General features: G+C 73.7%; 15 protein-coding genes. 10 read left to right on the forward strand and 5 right to left on the reverse strand.

The genetic code is table 11. From position 1 onward, the window contains the following. Positions 1-172 precede the first annotated feature (172 nt). Positions 173-757, reverse strand: coding sequence for a hypothetical protein (locus ACQKM2_RS32335; RefSeq protein WP_427716090.1), 585 nt, complete (start codon positions 755-757; stop codon positions 173-175). 248 nt (positions 758-1,005) lie between these two features. On the opposite strand from ACQKM2_RS32335, the gene purN reads away from it, so the two are divergent. Together purN and purH are read left to right on the forward strand one after the other, a co-directional pair. Beyond that, positions 1,006-1,629, forward strand: coding sequence for a phosphoribosylglycinamide formyltransferase (gene purN / locus ACQKM2_RS32340; RefSeq protein ID WP_427716092.1), 624 nt, complete (start codon positions 1,006-1,008; stop codon positions 1,627-1,629). Beyond that, on the forward strand, positions 1,626-3,203 hold the full coding sequence (purH, locus tag ACQKM2_RS32345; protein WP_427716094.1) for a bifunctional phosphoribosylaminoimidazolecarboxamide formyltransferase/IMP cyclohydrolase: 1,578 nt from the start codon (positions 1,626-1,628) through the stop codon (positions 3,201-3,203). The genes purN and purH overlap by 4 nt, the downstream gene beginning before the upstream one ends. A 98-nt stretch (positions 3,204-3,301) precedes the next feature. Here purH and ACQKM2_RS32350 read toward each other — a convergent pair whose 3' ends face one another. Beyond that, positions 3,302-4,054 carry an RDD family protein gene (locus tag ACQKM2_RS32350; protein WP_285345646.1) on the reverse strand — a complete coding sequence of 251 codons (753 nt, stop codon included), beginning with the start codon at positions 4,052-4,054 and terminating at the stop codon, positions 3,302-3,304. A 252-nt stretch (positions 4,055-4,306) separates the two neighbouring features. On the opposite strand from ACQKM2_RS32350, the gene ACQKM2_RS32355 reads away from it, so the two are divergent. Then, positions 4,307-5,167 carry a bifunctional methylenetetrahydrofolate dehydrogenase/methenyltetrahydrofolate cyclohydrolase gene (locus ACQKM2_RS32355; protein WP_427716096.1) on the forward strand — a complete coding sequence of 287 codons (861 nt, stop codon included), beginning with the start codon at positions 4,307-4,309 and terminating at the stop codon, positions 5,165-5,167. A gap of 7 nt (positions 5,168-5,174) precedes the next feature. Continuing rightward, positions 5,175-5,726 (forward strand): DUF3017 domain-containing protein, encoded by a 552-nt coding sequence (locus ACQKM2_RS32360; RefSeq protein ID WP_427716099.1) that lies wholly within the window; start codon positions 5,175-5,177, stop codon positions 5,724-5,726. Here the strand turns inward: ACQKM2_RS32360 and ACQKM2_RS32365 are convergent. Then, complete coding sequence (locus tag ACQKM2_RS32365) at positions 5,713-6,606, reverse strand: LysR substrate-binding domain-containing protein (protein WP_427716101.1); 894 nt, start codon at positions 6,604-6,606, stop codon at positions 5,713-5,715. The two genes, ACQKM2_RS32360 and ACQKM2_RS32365, sit on opposite strands and share 14 nt — an antisense overlap. A 71-nt stretch (positions 6,607-6,677) precedes the next feature. Between ACQKM2_RS32365 and ACQKM2_RS32370 the strand changes: the two genes are divergently transcribed. From ACQKM2_RS32370 to ACQKM2_RS32390, 5 genes are all read left to right on the forward strand, one after another. Then, positions 6,678-7,292: a short chain dehydrogenase gene (locus ACQKM2_RS32370; RefSeq protein ID WP_427716102.1), complete on the forward strand. Its 615-nt coding sequence runs from the start codon at positions 6,678-6,680 to the stop codon at positions 7,290-7,292. A gap of 248 nt (positions 7,293-7,540) precedes the next feature. Beyond that, a complete protein-coding gene (locus ACQKM2_RS32375; protein ID WP_427716104.1) occupies positions 7,541-8,530 on the forward strand; it encodes a malate dehydrogenase in 990 nt (329 codons plus the stop codon). A 136-nt stretch (positions 8,531-8,666) separates the two neighbouring features. Beyond that, complete coding sequence (locus ACQKM2_RS32380) at positions 8,667-10,415, forward strand: hypothetical protein (protein ID WP_427716107.1); 1,749 nt, start codon at positions 8,667-8,669, stop codon at positions 10,413-10,415. Beyond that, entirely contained in the window at positions 10,405-10,782 is a 378-nt protein-coding gene (locus ACQKM2_RS32385) for a hypothetical protein (protein WP_427716108.1), read from the forward strand. Before ACQKM2_RS32380 ends, ACQKM2_RS32385 begins: the two co-directional genes overlap by 11 nt. A gap of 3 nt (positions 10,783-10,785) precedes the next feature. Further along, positions 10,786-11,679, forward strand: coding sequence for a hypothetical protein (locus tag ACQKM2_RS32390; protein ID WP_427716109.1), 894 nt, complete (start codon positions 10,786-10,788; stop codon positions 11,677-11,679). Here ACQKM2_RS32390 and ACQKM2_RS32395 read toward each other — a convergent pair whose 3' ends face one another. Continuing rightward, positions 11,680-12,210 carry a carboxymuconolactone decarboxylase family protein gene (locus tag ACQKM2_RS32395; protein ID WP_427716112.1) on the reverse strand — a complete coding sequence of 177 codons (531 nt, stop codon included), beginning with the start codon at positions 12,208-12,210 and terminating at the stop codon, positions 11,680-11,682. A 46-nt stretch (positions 12,211-12,256) separates the two neighbouring features. On the opposite strand from ACQKM2_RS32395, the gene ACQKM2_RS32400 reads away from it, so the two are divergent. Further along, a complete protein-coding gene (locus ACQKM2_RS32400; protein WP_427716114.1) occupies positions 12,257-13,672 on the forward strand; it encodes a PLP-dependent aminotransferase family protein in 1,416 nt (471 codons plus the stop codon). Here the strand turns inward: ACQKM2_RS32400 and ACQKM2_RS32405 are convergent. Next, positions 13,653-14,081, reverse strand: a complete 429-nt coding sequence (locus ACQKM2_RS32405) for an ATP-binding protein (RefSeq protein ID WP_427716117.1) — start codon at positions 14,079-14,081, stop codon at positions 13,653-13,655. The two genes, ACQKM2_RS32400 and ACQKM2_RS32405, sit on opposite strands and share 20 nt — an antisense overlap. Between the last annotated feature and the right edge of the window lie 47 nt (positions 14,082-14,128).

A 14,128-nucleotide genomic window follows, 5' to 3' on the forward strand; every position in this document is an offset into this window, starting at 1 on the left:
TAGGCGGCCGTCGCGCCGGGCCAGGCGTCGACGCCGAGCCGCTGCCACTGCTGCCCGACGCCCCCGGACCCCCGCGCCTCAAACGCCGGCGGGGCTATCCATAGCCCCGCCGGCGTTGGAGGCGAGAGGGGACGGCCCCGCGCAGCGGGTGCCGCCAGGGCCCCCGGCGGGGTCAGCGCTGGACTCGGAGGATCTTGCCGAGGGTGTTGTCCGGGAGGAGGGTGTTGCACTTCAGTTCCGCCGTGCGGGTCAGCGCGTCGTCGCGGCAGACGTAGAAGTCCTTGTACGCCAGCTGCAGCGCGTACGAGCCCGCCGCCAGCATCAGCGCCAGCGTGGCCGCGACCAGGCCGCTCACCGCCGCCGCGCGCTGCGGGCGGGCCGCCGGGCCGAGGGCGGACAGGCCGCCGGGCTCCGCGTCGGTCGCGGGGCGGCCGCGGAGGGCGCTGATGCCCCAGTACATGGCCAGCGCGCCCAGCAGCAGCCCGACCGACGGGATGCCGAAGATGCCGAAGAAGAAGCCCCACATGCCCGAGAGGAGCGCGTAGCGGGCGCGCCGCTGGACCGGGTCCATGGGGTCCCACCGGGCCGGGCCGCCCTCGCCGGGGTCGCCCGGGCCGCCGCCGGGACCGCCGGAACCGCCGCCGTCCTGCGGCCGCTGCGGCTGCCGGGGCTGCCACGGCTGGTCGGGCCGGCCCTCCGGGGGTGCCGCGAAGGGGTTGTCGTCGGTCGAGGGGTCGGGCTGGCGGCGGTCCGGCATCGAGTGTGTGACTTCCCCTGTGTCGTGCGCGGGCGCGCCCCGCGTACGAGGGCGCGTTCCGCGTCGTTCGCGGCTTGTACGCCAGACGCTACCGCCCGGCCGTCCCCCCGTCCCTCGGGGGCGGTCCGGTGTGCCGGTATCGTTGCAGGCGGTCGGTGGCTTCGTATGGTTCCCCGTATATCGGTACCCCGAAGTTTCGTATGACCGCACAAGACGAATGTCGCAAATCCTGTGAGAAAGGGCCTCACATGGCCGCCTCCCGCCTGGTCGTGCTGGTTTCCGGCTCCGGCACCAACCTCCAGGCCCTGCTCGACGCCATCGAGGCCCACCCCGGCGGAGCCGAGGGTTTCGGGGCCGAAGTCGTCGCCGTCGGCGCCGACCGCGACGGCATCGCCGGCCTGGAGCGGGCCGAGAAGGCGGGGATCCCCACCTTCGTGTGTCCGGTGAAGGCCTACGCCAGTCGTGAGGAGTGGGACGCCGCGCTCACCGAGGCGACCGACGCCCACGCGCCCGACCTGGTCGTCTCCGTCGGCTTCATGAAGATCGTCGGGAAGAGCTTCATCGACCGCTTCGGCGGCCGGTTCGTCAACACCCACCCCGCCCTCCTCCCGGCCTTCCCCGGAGCGCACGGGGTGCGCGACGCCCTCGCGTACGGGGCGAAGGTCACCGGCTGCACGGTCCACTTCGTGGACAGCGGCGTGGACACCGGTCCGATCATCGCCCAGGGTGTCGTGGAGATCCGGGACGGGGAGGGCGAAGCCGCGCTCCATGAGCGCATCAAGGAAGTCGAGCGCCAGCTGCTCGTCGACGTCGTGGGGCGCCTGGCCCGGCACGGCTACCGCATTGAGGGACGAAAGGTAACAATCCAGTGACCGCCAACGAAACGACGACGGCTACGACCCAGCGGCCGATCCGCCGCGCGCTCGTGAGTGTCTACGACAAGACGGGACTGGAAGAGCTGGCCCGCGGCCTGCACGAGGCGGGCGTCGCGCTCGTCTCCACGGGTTCCACCGCGTCGAAGATCGCCGCCGCCGGGGTGCCCGTCACCAAGGTCGAGGAGCTCACCGGCTTCCCCGAGTGCCTCGACGGCCGCGTCAAGACCCTCCACCCGCGCGTGCACGCCGGCATCCTCGCCGACCTGCGCCTGGAGGACCACCGCAACCAGCTCGCCGAGCTGGGCGTGGAGCCCTTCGACCTGGTGATCGTCAACCTGTACCCCTTCCGGGAGACGGTCGCCTCCGGCGCCACCCCCGACGAGTGCGTCGAGCAGATCGACATCGGCGGCCCCTCGATGGTCCGCGCCGCCGCCAAGAACCACCCCTCCGTCGCGGTCGTCACCAGCCCCGCCCGCTACGCCGACGTCCTCGCGGCCGCCCAGGGCGGCGGCTTCGACCTGGCCGCCCGCAAGCGGCTCGCGGCCGAGGCCTTCCAGCACACCGCCGCCTACGACGTGGCCGTGGCCTCCTGGTTCGCGGACGACTACGCCGCCGCGGACGACTCCGGCTTCCCCGACTTCCTGGGCGCCACGTACGCGCGTAACAACGTGCTGCGCTACGGCGAGAACCCGCACCAGGGCGCCGCGCTCTACGTCGACGGCACCGGCGGCCTGGCCGAGGCGGAGCAGCTGCACGGCAAGGAGATGTCGTACAACAACTACACGGACACCGACGCCGCGCGCCGGGCCGCGTACGACCACGCCGACCCCTGCGTCGCGATCATCAAGCACGCCAACCCGTGCGGCATCGCGACCGGTGCCGACGTCGCCGAGGCGCACCGCAAGGCGCACGCCTGCGACCCGCTCTCCGCGTTCGGCGGCGTCATCGCCGTCAACCGCCCGGTGACGGTGGAGCTGGCCGAGCAGGTCGCGGAGATCTTCACCGAGGTCATCGTGGCCCCGGCGTACGAGGACGGCGCCGTCGAGGTGCTGGCCCGCAAGAAGAACATCCGCGTGCTGCGCGCCGAGGGCGCCCCGGCCAACCCGGTCGAGGTCAAGCCGATCGACGGCGGTGCGCTGCTCCAGGTCACCGACCGCCTCCAGGCCGAGGGCGACGACCCGGCGAACTGGACGCTGGCCACCGGTGACGCGCTGTCCGCCGAGGAGCTCGCCGAGCTCGCCTTCGCGTGGAAGGCCTGCCGCGCCGTCAAGTCCAACGCGATCCTGCTCGCGAAGGACGGCGCCTCGGTCGGCGTCGGCATGGGCCAGGTCAACCGCGTCGACTCGGCGAAGCTCGCCGTCGAGCGGGCGGGCGCCGAGCGCGCGCAGGGCTCGTACGCGGCCTCGGACGCCTTCTTCCCCTTCCCGGACGGGCTGGAGATCCTGACCGCCGCGGGTGTCAAGGCCGTGGTCCAGCCGGGCGGTTCGGTCCGTGACGAGCAGGTCGTCGAGGCGGCGAAGAAGGCAGGCGTGACGATGTACTTCACCGGCACCCGCCACTTCTTCCACTGAGCAGCCCGGTAGACCCGGTAGACGGCGAAGGCCGCGTCCCGCAGTGCGGGACGCGGCCTTCGCCGTGAGCGGTGTGTACTGCCTGTACTGCCTGCTGCTTACTTCTTGACGACGATCGTGCCGGCGGCACGGTCGTGCCAGCCCTGGAGCTTGCCCGAGTTGTCGAAGAAGGGGGAGAGGTAGACCAGGAGCTGGCCGATGCCGCAGAGGACGGAGCCGACCATCGGGATGATCCAGCGGATGAAGCCGCCGCCGATGCCGGGGACCTGGCCCGTGTTCTCCTTGACGACCTTCAGGCCGAGGGCCATCTTGCCGACGGTGGCGCCGACGAAGGCGATCATCAGCCATTCGTAGAGCAGGGTGGCGAGACCGAGGATGAGCAGACCGCCGAAGAAGGCCGCGAAGATGCCGCCCGCGGCCTCGCCGGCCTGGGCCGACGCCTCGTTGAGGCAGGTGCTGTAGTCGGGGGACAGCGGGTCGATGCCCGAGCAGTCCTTGATGTCGCTGGCCGCACCGAAGGCGCCCGCGAACACGACGGAGCTCAGGATGAAGTACAGGACACCGATGATCAGACCGTCGATCACGCGGGCGCCGAAGCGGCGGCCCATCGTGGCGACCTGGACGGTGCCGAGGCCCGCGACGTTGATGTAGCCGTTGTTGGCCTGGAGGGTACCCGGCGCCTGGGGCGGGACGCCGTAGGGCTGCTGGCCCTGCTGCGGGTAGCCGTAGCCGGGCTGGCCCTGCGGCGGGACGCCCTGCGGGGCCTGCTGCGGGTAGCCGTAGCCGGGCTGGCCCTGCGGCGGCTGCTGAGGCTGCTGCCCGTAGGGGTTGTTCGGGTCGCCGAAGCTCATCTGGGTCTTTCCTCCGTGAAGTGCGGGGACGCACGGCACGCTGGAGGACACTTGCTTCTGCGGTACGCCCCCCGGCACTGCCCGCGGCACTCTTTCCGATCGTCTTGCTGCCCGTCATCGTGGTGGGCCCGCACCGGGCTTGTCCAGCCAGTTGCCGAGCCGGGCCAGACTTGTTGTGCAAGTGCAATCAAGAGCGCGATCCGGCCGACGCCCGAGTGGAAGCCGGGCCGCCCCATCCGGGAGGATGCCCCCATGACCGCCCAGATTCTCGATGGCAAGGCCACCGCGGCCGCGATCAAATCCGAACTGAAGGCCCGTGTGGAGCAGCTGAAGGCACGGGGCGTCACCCCCGGCCTCGGCACCCTCCTGGTCGGTGACGACCCGGGCAGCCGCTGGTACGTCAACGGCAAGCACAAGGACTGCGCCGAGGTCGGCATCGCCTCCATCCAGCGCGAACTGCCCGCGACGGCCTCCCAGGAGGACATCGAGGCGGTCGTGCGCGAGCTGAACGCCAATCCGGACTGCACGGGCTACATCGTCCAACTCCCGCTCCCCAAGGGAATCGACACCAACCGCGTCCTGGAGCTGATGGATCCGGCCAAGGACGCCGACGGCCTGCACCCGATGTCGCTGGGCCGGCTGGTCCTGAACGAGCAGGGCCCGCTGCCCTGCACCCCGTACGGGATCGTCGAGCTGCTGCGCCACCACGGCGTCGAGATCAACGGCGCGCACGTCGTCGTACTCGGACGGGGCATCACCGTCGGCCGCTCCATCGGGCTGCTGCTCACCCGCAAGTCCGAGAACGCCACCGTGACGCTGTGCCACACCGGTACGCGCGACCTGGCCGGGCTGCTGCGCCAGGCGGACGTCGTCGTCGCGGCGGCGGGCGTCCCGCACCTGGTGAAGCCGGAGGACGTGAAGCCGGGCGCGGCGGTGCTGGACGTCGGCGTCAGCCGCGACGAGAACGGCAAGATCGTCGGGGACGTCCACCCGGGCGTCGCCGAGGTGGCGGGCTGGCTCTCCCCGAACCCGGGCGGTGTCGGCCCGATGACGCGGGCGCAGCTGCTGGTGAACGTCGTCGAGGCGGCGGAGCGGACCACCAGTGCGGGCTGAGCACGACGTGAGCGGTACGGACGGGGCGCCCGGCGAGGCGCCCCGCCCGAAGGCCGACGACCGCCCGGCCACCGGCCCGGACCCCGCGAAGGCCCCGGAGCCCGAGCCCACGCCCGACGCGGGCGGGGCGCCCGGCCAGGGCAAGGCGGCGGAGCGGGCCGTGCCGGCGGTCGCGCGGTCGCGGCGCTTTCCGACCGTCACCCAGGACACGGCCCGCCCCGAGGGCGGCGGCCGCGCGATCCCGGGGGCGGTGTCCACGCCGGCCCGTCAGTGGCCGATGCTCAGCGTCCTCGCCGCCACCGCGGTGGGGCTGCTGACCACGGCGGTGGGGCAGGCGCGGGTCGGCTGCCTGGTGATCGGCGTCGCGCTGATCGCGGCGGCGGTGATGCGGCGCGTCCTGCCCTCGGTGGGCATGCTCGCGGTGCGCTCCCGCTTCACGGACATGATCACGTACGGGGTGCTGGGCGTGGCCATCACGCTGCTCGCGCTGGTCATGGAACCCGGGCCGTGGCTGCACCTCCCCTTCCTGGAGAGCGCGGTCCGCTTCACCGTCCGCTGACGACCTCCCTCAGGGCGCCCAGGGCCGCGGCGACCGCCGGGCGGGTCTCCGTACCGGCCCGGACCAGCGCCTGGAGGGTCCGCCCCCGGCCCGGCAGCTCGACCACCGCCGTGCCGGGCGGCGGCGCGTCGCACAGCAGCCTCGGCAGCACCGACGCGGCCCGCCCGGCGGCGACCAGCCACAGCCCCGCCCGCAGGTCGGAGCACTCGTGCGCGATGCGCGGGGTGAACCCGGCGTTGCGGCAGGTGTGCACGAGCATCTCCCGGCAGCTGCTCGGGGCGGGCGCCGAGACCCAGTCGGCGTCGCGCAGCGCCGCCGGCCCCTCCCGCTCGTAGGCCGGCAGCAGCGCCTCGGGCAGGGCCAGGCACAGCGGGTCGTCGAACAGCGGGACGGCGGTGGTCCCGCTCGCGGGCGCGGCGCCGAGCAGCGGGTACGCGTACGTCACCGCGAGGTCCAGGCGGCGCCCGCGCAGCCGCGGCACGGCCTCCTCGGGGTCGGCCTGGACCACGCGCGGCCGCAGCCCGGGATGGCGCCGGGCCAGCAGGGCGACGAGCGGCGCGGCCACCGTCGCCAGGGCGCTCGGGGCGCAGCCGACGTACAGCTCGCCGGCCGGGCCGGTGTCCAGGGCCCGTACCGCCCCCTCGGCCCGCTCCAGCGCGGCCAGCACCGGTTCGCAGGCGGCCGCCAGGGCCGCGCCGGCCGGGGTGAGCCGCAGGCCGCGCCCCTCCCGTTCGACGAGGGCGGCCCCGGCCTCGGCCTCCAGCGCGCGCAGCTGCTGGGAGACCGCGGAGGGGGTCACCCGGTGCAGCTCGGCGACCACGGTGACCTTCCCGTGCTCGGCGAGGTCCCGCAGGATGACCATCCGCTTCACATCAAGCATGAGTTCAGCTTAACGATGGGTGTAGCCGAAGTAGCTGGACTTCACGATGGGGCGGGGCGGATGCTCGTCATATGAACGCTCCCCTGAAGGTGCTCCTGGTCGGAGCCAACGGAACCCTCGGCAGCGCGGTCCGCACGGCCCTGCGCGAGCGCGGCCACGAGGTGGTCACCGCCTCCCGCAAGGACGCGGACGTGTACGTCGACATCACCGACCCCGAGTCCATCCGGGCGATGTACGACGCGGCCGGCCCCGTCGACGCGGTGGCGAGCGCCGCCGGCAGCGTCCCGTGGCGCCCGCTGTCGGAGCTGACCACCGCCGACGTCCGCGAGGGCCTGGAGGGCAAGGCCGTCAGCCAGGTCGAGCTGGTCCGCCAGGGCGCCCCCCGGCTCCCCGCGCACGCCTCCTTCACCCTGGTCACCGGGATCCTCGCGCGCGAACCGCTGCTCACCGGCTCGGTCGCCTCCCTCGCCAACGGCGCCGTCGAGGCCTTCGTGCGGGCCGCCGCCATCGAACTCCCGGGCCGCCAGCGGATCAACGCCGTCAGCCCGACCGTCTTCACCGAGTCCCTCGACGCGTACGGGGACGCCTTCGCCGGCTTCGACCCGGTACCGGTCGCCCGCGCCGCGAACGCCTACGTCAAGTCGGTCGAAGGGCACCGGACGGGAGAGGTCTTCCGGGTGGAGTGACGGCCGAGTGACGGCCGGGAACAGGGGCGTACACCCGTCCGGACCTTCGAAACCTCCGCACCCGGACACCCGTGTGCCGTGGACCACAGGGTCCGGGGGATTGGGGGCCCCGCGGGTCGGATAGCCTGACCGCGGATGTCTCTTCACGTCAAGATTCACAGGACAGGGAAGCGGCGTCCTCCCCAGTCATTGGGGTCCAGCACATGGGGCGGGGACGCCCCACCGCCAGCTGTCTAACGGAGAAGGCCATGACCCGCACTCCCGTGAATGTCACTGTCACCGGCGCCGCCGGCCAGATCGGCTACGCGCTGCTCTTCCGCATCGCGTCCGGCCACCTGCTCGGCGCGGACGTGCCGGTCAAGCTCCGCCTCCTGGAGATCCCCCAGGGCATGAAGGCCGCCCAGGGCACCGCCATGGAGCTCGACGACTGCGCCTTCCCGCTGCTCAAGGGCATCGACATCTTCGACGACCCGAACCAGGGCTTCGACGGCGCCAACGTCGCGCTGCTGGTGGGCGCCCGCCCGCGCACCGCCGGCATGGAGCGCGGTGACCTGCTCGCCGCCAACGGCGGCATCTTCAAGCCGCAGGGCGCCGCGATCAACGCGCACGCCGCGGACGACATCAAGGTCCTGGTCGTGGGCAACCCGGCCAACACCAACGCCCTCATCGCGCAGGCCGCCGCCCCGGACGTACCGGCCGAGCGCTTCACCGCGATGACCCGCCTGGACCACAACCGCGCGATCACGCAGCTGGCCCAGAAGACCGGCTCGGACGTCACCGACATCAAGCGCCTCACCATCTGGGGCAACCACTCGGCGACCCAGTACCCGGACATCTTCCACGCGGAGATCGCCGGCAAGAACGCCGCCGAGGTCGTGAACGACCAGCAGTGGCTGGCCGACACCTTCATCCCGACCGTCGCCAAGCGCGGCGCCGCGATCATCGACGCCCGTGGCGCCTCCTCGGCCGCCTCGGCCGCCAACGCCGCCATCGACCACGTGCACACCTGGGTCAACGGCACCGCCGCGGGCGACTGGACCTCGATGGGCATCCCGTCGGACGGCTCCTACGGCGTCCCGGAGGGCATCATCTCCTCCTTCCCCGTCACCACCAAGGACGGCAAGTACGAGATCGTCCAGGGCCTGGACATCAACGAGTTCTCCCGTGCGCGCATCGACGCGTCCGTGGCGGAGCTCGTCGAGGAGCGCGACGCGGTCCGCGAGCTCGGCCTGATCTGATCCACCCGTCCTGACCAGGCCCTTCACCTGAGGGCCTGACCGGTACGAATCCCGAAGCGCCCCGTCCAAACCCGGCCGGGGCGCTTTGGCGTGAAAGCGGCTGTCCAACCATGTAGGCGGAAAATAAGGTCGCCCGGTGACCGACCACCTGATTCCCCCTCAGTCCGGCGGCGGTGACGCCGGAACGGACCCGCGGGGCGGCCGCCCGCCCGTTCACCCCTCGGCCAGCGAGGCCGGCCGCCTCCTGTGCGCGGGGACGTACCTCGACGCGGCGTACCGCGATCGGGTGATCGAAGAGCTGTACGTGCACGAGGAGCGGATCGCCGCCCCCTCGTACGGCTTCGACGCCGCCCGCGTACTCGCCCACGCGCTGCGCGCCCGCCGCGTCGAACTCGGCTGGGCCGCCGGCGTCGTCGGCGCCTGGTTCGTCGGGTCCCTGCTGACCGGCTGGCAGCTCGCCCTGCTGCTCGTCCCCTTCCTCCTGCTGAGCCTCGCCGACTGGCTGCGCGCCCGCCGCAACCGCAGGGTCCGCTTCCTCGGTGAGATCCTGCGCGTCTACACCTGGGTGTGGCTGCTCTTCGTCGTCCTGGCGATCTGGACGGCCATGACCGGCAGTTATGCGGCAGTCGGCGCGTTCCTCGACTTCTTCTCCTTCCTCTCCGACGACGTGGTCCTCGCCGTCACGAACATGCCCCATCCCCGTCCCGGAGCGAGCGGCTCCCTGAGGGCGTGGCTGACCCCCCTCGTCTTCGCGGCCCTCGTCACCGTCGTCGGGCTCCAGCGAGGCCACGCCGCCCGGATCGTCCTGCGGGAACTCTCCCCGGCCCGGTACGCCGACCTGGCGCACGACCCCGCCGAGGCCTCGCAGAGCCCCCGCTTCGCCCGGGCCCGCGCCCGGATCCGGGAGGAACAGCACGCCCCGCTGGTCATGTACGACATCAACGCCCCGTTCACCGGGGCGGGTGAGGCCTTCCGGCCCTGGCAGCTGTCCGTGGAACTGCGCCCCCGCGACGACCTCGGCCCCGGCCGCAAGCCGCAGGCCCTCACCAACGCGCACATCGTCGGACGCATCACCCCACTGCTCCAGGCCCTGCGCGTGCCCTCCCCGCACGGCTCCCGGCAGGCACAGGACGCCGTACTGGACCGCCTGCGCGAGCTGGCCGTCGACGAGTGCGTGTTCCTGCCGGCCGTCGGCCTCCCGCACCGCGACGCGGCCCCGCTGTCCCCCGAGCAGTTCGGCGAGCACCTCCGCGGAGCCGTGGAGGAGGGCGGGGAGCGGCGCCGGCACTTCCTGCGCATCCGGGTCGGCGGCTGGGACGAGAACCTCGTCGTCACCGTCTTCGTACGGGTCCACACCCAGGGCGGCATGCTGATGCTGGAAGTGGCCCCGCACGTGCTGCTCCCCGTACGGGCCGACTTCCAGAACGCCGACGCTGACGCGCAGCGGCTCCTGAACAACAACTGGCTCGGCAAGGCCTTCGACGCGCTCTCCGCGACCCCCCGCTCGTTCGCCGCCTCCGTCGCCACCCTGGCCCGGGGGAGCGGCAGCACGGGGCGGATCGCCACCGGCGGCCACGGCGGAGCCCGCCCCGAGGGGCCGGGGCTGTCGGTGCGGGAGCTCGCCGCGACGGACGACGGCTCCCTCTTCCACCTCATGGACCTCGACCGGTATCTGAAAACGATTCAGGACCGGGTGGTCGGCGGGGTTACCGTCGCCCTGCACGAAGCCGGCTGGCACACCGAGGAGTTCGCGCGGCGCGCGGTCACCGTCGCCGAGGGCGGGGTCTACATCCAGTCGATGAACAACAGCGCGGCCAGCTTCGGCGGCAGCAACAACACCAACACCAGCGGTACGAGCGGCAAGGGGAGCAGCGGTGGCAAATAACGACGACGCGCGCGGGATCAGTATCGGAGACGTCCACGGCAGCGCCTTCAGCATCGGCGGCAGCAACAACACCAACACCGTCCACCACCACGACGGCGGTGCGCAGGACCGGACGCCCACTGCCGAGGAACTGCTGGAGGCCGTACGCGACCTGCGCGCCGCCCTCGTAAGACTGCCCAGCAGCGACGAGTGCTCGGGCCTCGACGCCGAACTCAACGCGGCGGCCAGGGAACTGGAGGGGACCGAGGAGATCCGGCCCGGCCTGCCCGCGCGGCTGCGCGGGGCACTGGAGCGGTGGGCCCCGCTGGTGGAGACGCTGAGCGCGGCCACCGCGCTGGGCGGGCTGCTCGCCTCGCTGGGAGGCTGACCGGTGTCCTCGTCCGACGGCGCCCGCTGGGACCCGCAGTCGCAGCGCTGGGAGTGGGGGCCGGCTCCGGCGCGGGGGGCGGGGCAGCCGGCCACGCCGCCCGCGGCGCCCCCGGCCTCCCCGCTGCCCGCGACGCCCCCGCCGACCGCCTCCGGGTACCACGAGCCGTGGGCCCCGATGCCGTCCGCGCCCCTGCCCCCGCCTCCGCCGCCACCCCCGTCGGGCGGCGGGCAGCAGTGGCGTACCCCGGTGCTGGTCGGGCTCGCGGCGGCCGTCGTGGGCGGCGCCGCCGTCGCGGCGTGGATGCTGCTCGGAGCCGAGGACGGCGCCGGCGGGGACGCGCGGCCGCCCGCCTCCCCGTCGGGGCAGCAGACGGCCCCGGAGCCCGGCCCCTCCACGCCCGGGCCCACGAACCCGTCGCCGTCGTCGCCGTCGTCGCCGAGCCCGTCGCCGAGCACCGGCGGCGGCCACACCGTGGTCCACAACGAGAACGGCTTCTCGGTCGCGATCCCCAAGGGCTGGGAGCCCAGCACCGACGAGACGGGCAGCGGCTCCTTCTACCGCCGGCCCGGGGACCGCAGCGCCCTCCTCCAGGTCTTCCGGGTCACGGAGAGCAGCGCCATGGGCTCGTGCACGCTGCTCCAGATCTCCTCGGACCAGCTGAAGGCGAACCCCGGCTACCGGCAGGTCTCCATCGAGCCGACCGCGGGGACCGGCTGCGAGCTGGTCTACGAGTACGACAGCTCGGAGTCTGGCGGCCGCCGTCGGGGCATGGAACGGATCGTCACCGTCCCGGGTGGCGGCCGGTGGGCGCTGCTCGCGGCAGGCCCGGCCGCCGACAGCACCACGACGCGCGCGAACCTGACGGCGGCCCTGGAGTCGTTCCGGCCGGACTGATCAGGCCTTCCTGGCCGCCGGCGGGGTGTAGTGGCCCGGGACCATGCGGGTGGTGACGCCGATCCGGTTCCAGACGTTGATCGTCGCGATGACGGCGATCAGCTGGGCCAGCTCGGCCTCCTCGAAGTGCTTCGCGGCCCGCTCGTACACCTCGTCCGGCACGAAACCGTCCGTGAGGACGGTGACGGCCTCGGTCAGCTCGATCGCGGCGAGCTCCTTCTTGGTGTAGAAGTGCCGCGACTCCTCCCAGGCGGCGAGCAGCATGACGCGCTCGACGCTCTCGCCGGCGGCGAGCGCGTCCTTGCTGTGCATGTCCAGGCAGAAGGCGCAGTGGTTGATCTGCGAGGCGCGGAGCTTGACGAGTTCGACGAGGCTCGGGTCCAGGCCCTTCTTCGCCGCGATCTCCAGGCCGATGACGGCCTTGTAGACCTCGGGGGCGACCTTCGCGTACTGCATGCGGGGGGCGTGCTCGGCGGCGAGCTCGGCGGTCTGGGTCCGGGTGTGGGCGTGGGTGCCGGTCTGGTTGCTCATGTGTCCAACGTAGGGCCGGGGCGGCCCGCCGGTATGGTCCAACTCCATGACCGGATCGTGGGCCACTTTCGGAGCCGACCTGCACGTGGACCTCGCCGCGGCGGCGGGCGTCCGGGGCCTGCGGGCCGCGCTGACGGAGGCGCTGCGGGAGGCCGCGCGCAGCGGGCGGCTCGCGCCCGGGACCCGGCTGCCGTCCTCCCGTTCCTTCGCCGCCGACCTGGGGATCGCCCGCAACACCGTCGCGGAGGCGTACGCGGAGCTCGTCGCCGAGGGCTGGCTGACGGCCCGCCAGGGCTCGGGCACCCGGGTCGCGGAGCGGGCCGCGGTGCGCCGGGCCGCCGGCGGGCGGCAGGCCGTACGCGGCCCCGCGCGGCGGGGGCCCGCGTACAGCCTGGTCCCCGGCTCCCCGGACCTGGGCGGCTTCCCGCGCGGGGCGTGGCTGGCGGCGGCCCGGCGGGCCCTGACCGCCGCCCCCAACGAGGCCTTCGGGTACGCGGCGGACGCGCGCGGCCGGCCGGAGCTGCGGGAGGCGCTCGCCGGGTACCTGGCGCGGGCCCGGGGGGTGTACGCGGACCCGGACCGGATCGTGCTGTGCGCCGGCTTCGCGCACGCGCTGCAGCTCCTGGGCCGGGTGCTGCGGGGGCGGCGGGTGCGGGAGGTGGCGGTGGAGGGGTACAGCCTCGACGTGCACCGGGACCTGCTGGCCGGCGCCGGGCTGACGACCCGCCCGCTGTGGGTGGACGAGGCCGGGGCCCGCACCCCGGACCTGGCCGGGCTCGGCCCCCGCGTAGGGGCGGTGCTGCTGACCCCGGCGCACCAGTTCCCGACGGGCGCGGCCCTCACCCCCGCGCGGCGGGCGGCGGCCGTGGACTGGGCGCGGAGCACGGGCGGGCTGATCCTGGAGGACGACTACGACGGGGAGTTCCGCTACGACCGCCAGCCCGTCGGCGCGCTGCAGGGGCTGGACCCGGACCGGGTGGTGTACCTGGGCACCGCCAGCAAGTCCCTGGCCCCGGGGCTGCGGATGGGCTGGATGGTGCTCCCGCCGGACCTGCTGGAGGAGGTGCTGGCGGCGAAGGGCGCGGTCGACTGGACGTCCAGCGCGCTGGACCAGCTGACCCTGGCGGAGTTCATCACCTCCGGGGCGTACGACCGCCACGTGCGCGGCATGCGCCTGCGGTACCGGCGCCGCCGGGACGACCTCGTCGCCGCGGTGGCGGGGCGGGTCCCGGTGTCGGGCATCGCGGCGGGGCTGCACGCCGTGCTGGACCTCCCGCCGGGCACGGAGCGGTCCATCGTCCAGGCCGCCGCCTGGCAGGACCTCGCCCTGGAGGGCCTCGCCCGCTTCCGCCACCCCGACTCGCAGATGCCCCCGCGCGAGGCCCTGGTCGTCGGCTACGGCACCCCTGCGACGAGCGCCTGGGCCCCGACCCTGGCGGCGCTCACGGCCGCGCTGCCGTAGCGGCCGGCCGCCGCCGCTTGGCGACCTCGGCCCAGACGGTCTTGCCGACCACCCGGCCGGTGACGCCCCAGGCGTCGGAGAGTTCCTCGACGATCCGCAGCCCGTAGCCGTGCCCGTCCGCGGGGGGCCGGAGGTCGGGCCGCTTTCCGGCGTGCGCGTCGGACACCTCCACCCGCAGCACCCCGTCCAGCTCCCGGAGCCGTAGCTCGAAGTCCCGCCCCGGCACCCAGCCGTGGGTCACGGCGTTGGCCGCCAGCTCGGCGACGACCTGCGCGACCCGCCCGGACTCCTCCCCGCCGAGCGGGAAGTCCCACCGGCACAGTTCGAGCTCGGCCAGATGCCGGGCGAGGCGTGCGCCTCGTCGGGTGCTGCTGAACCGCTGCCGCCATTCGTTTCCCGCGTTGGACATGGCACCGCTCCGCTCCGTAACCGTTCCGCTACTGGGGAGGTTCAGGG

Source organism: Streptomyces sp. NPDC004126, assembly GCF_050275515.1.
Lineage (GTDB): Bacteria > Actinomycetota > Actinomycetes > Streptomycetales > Streptomycetaceae > Streptomyces.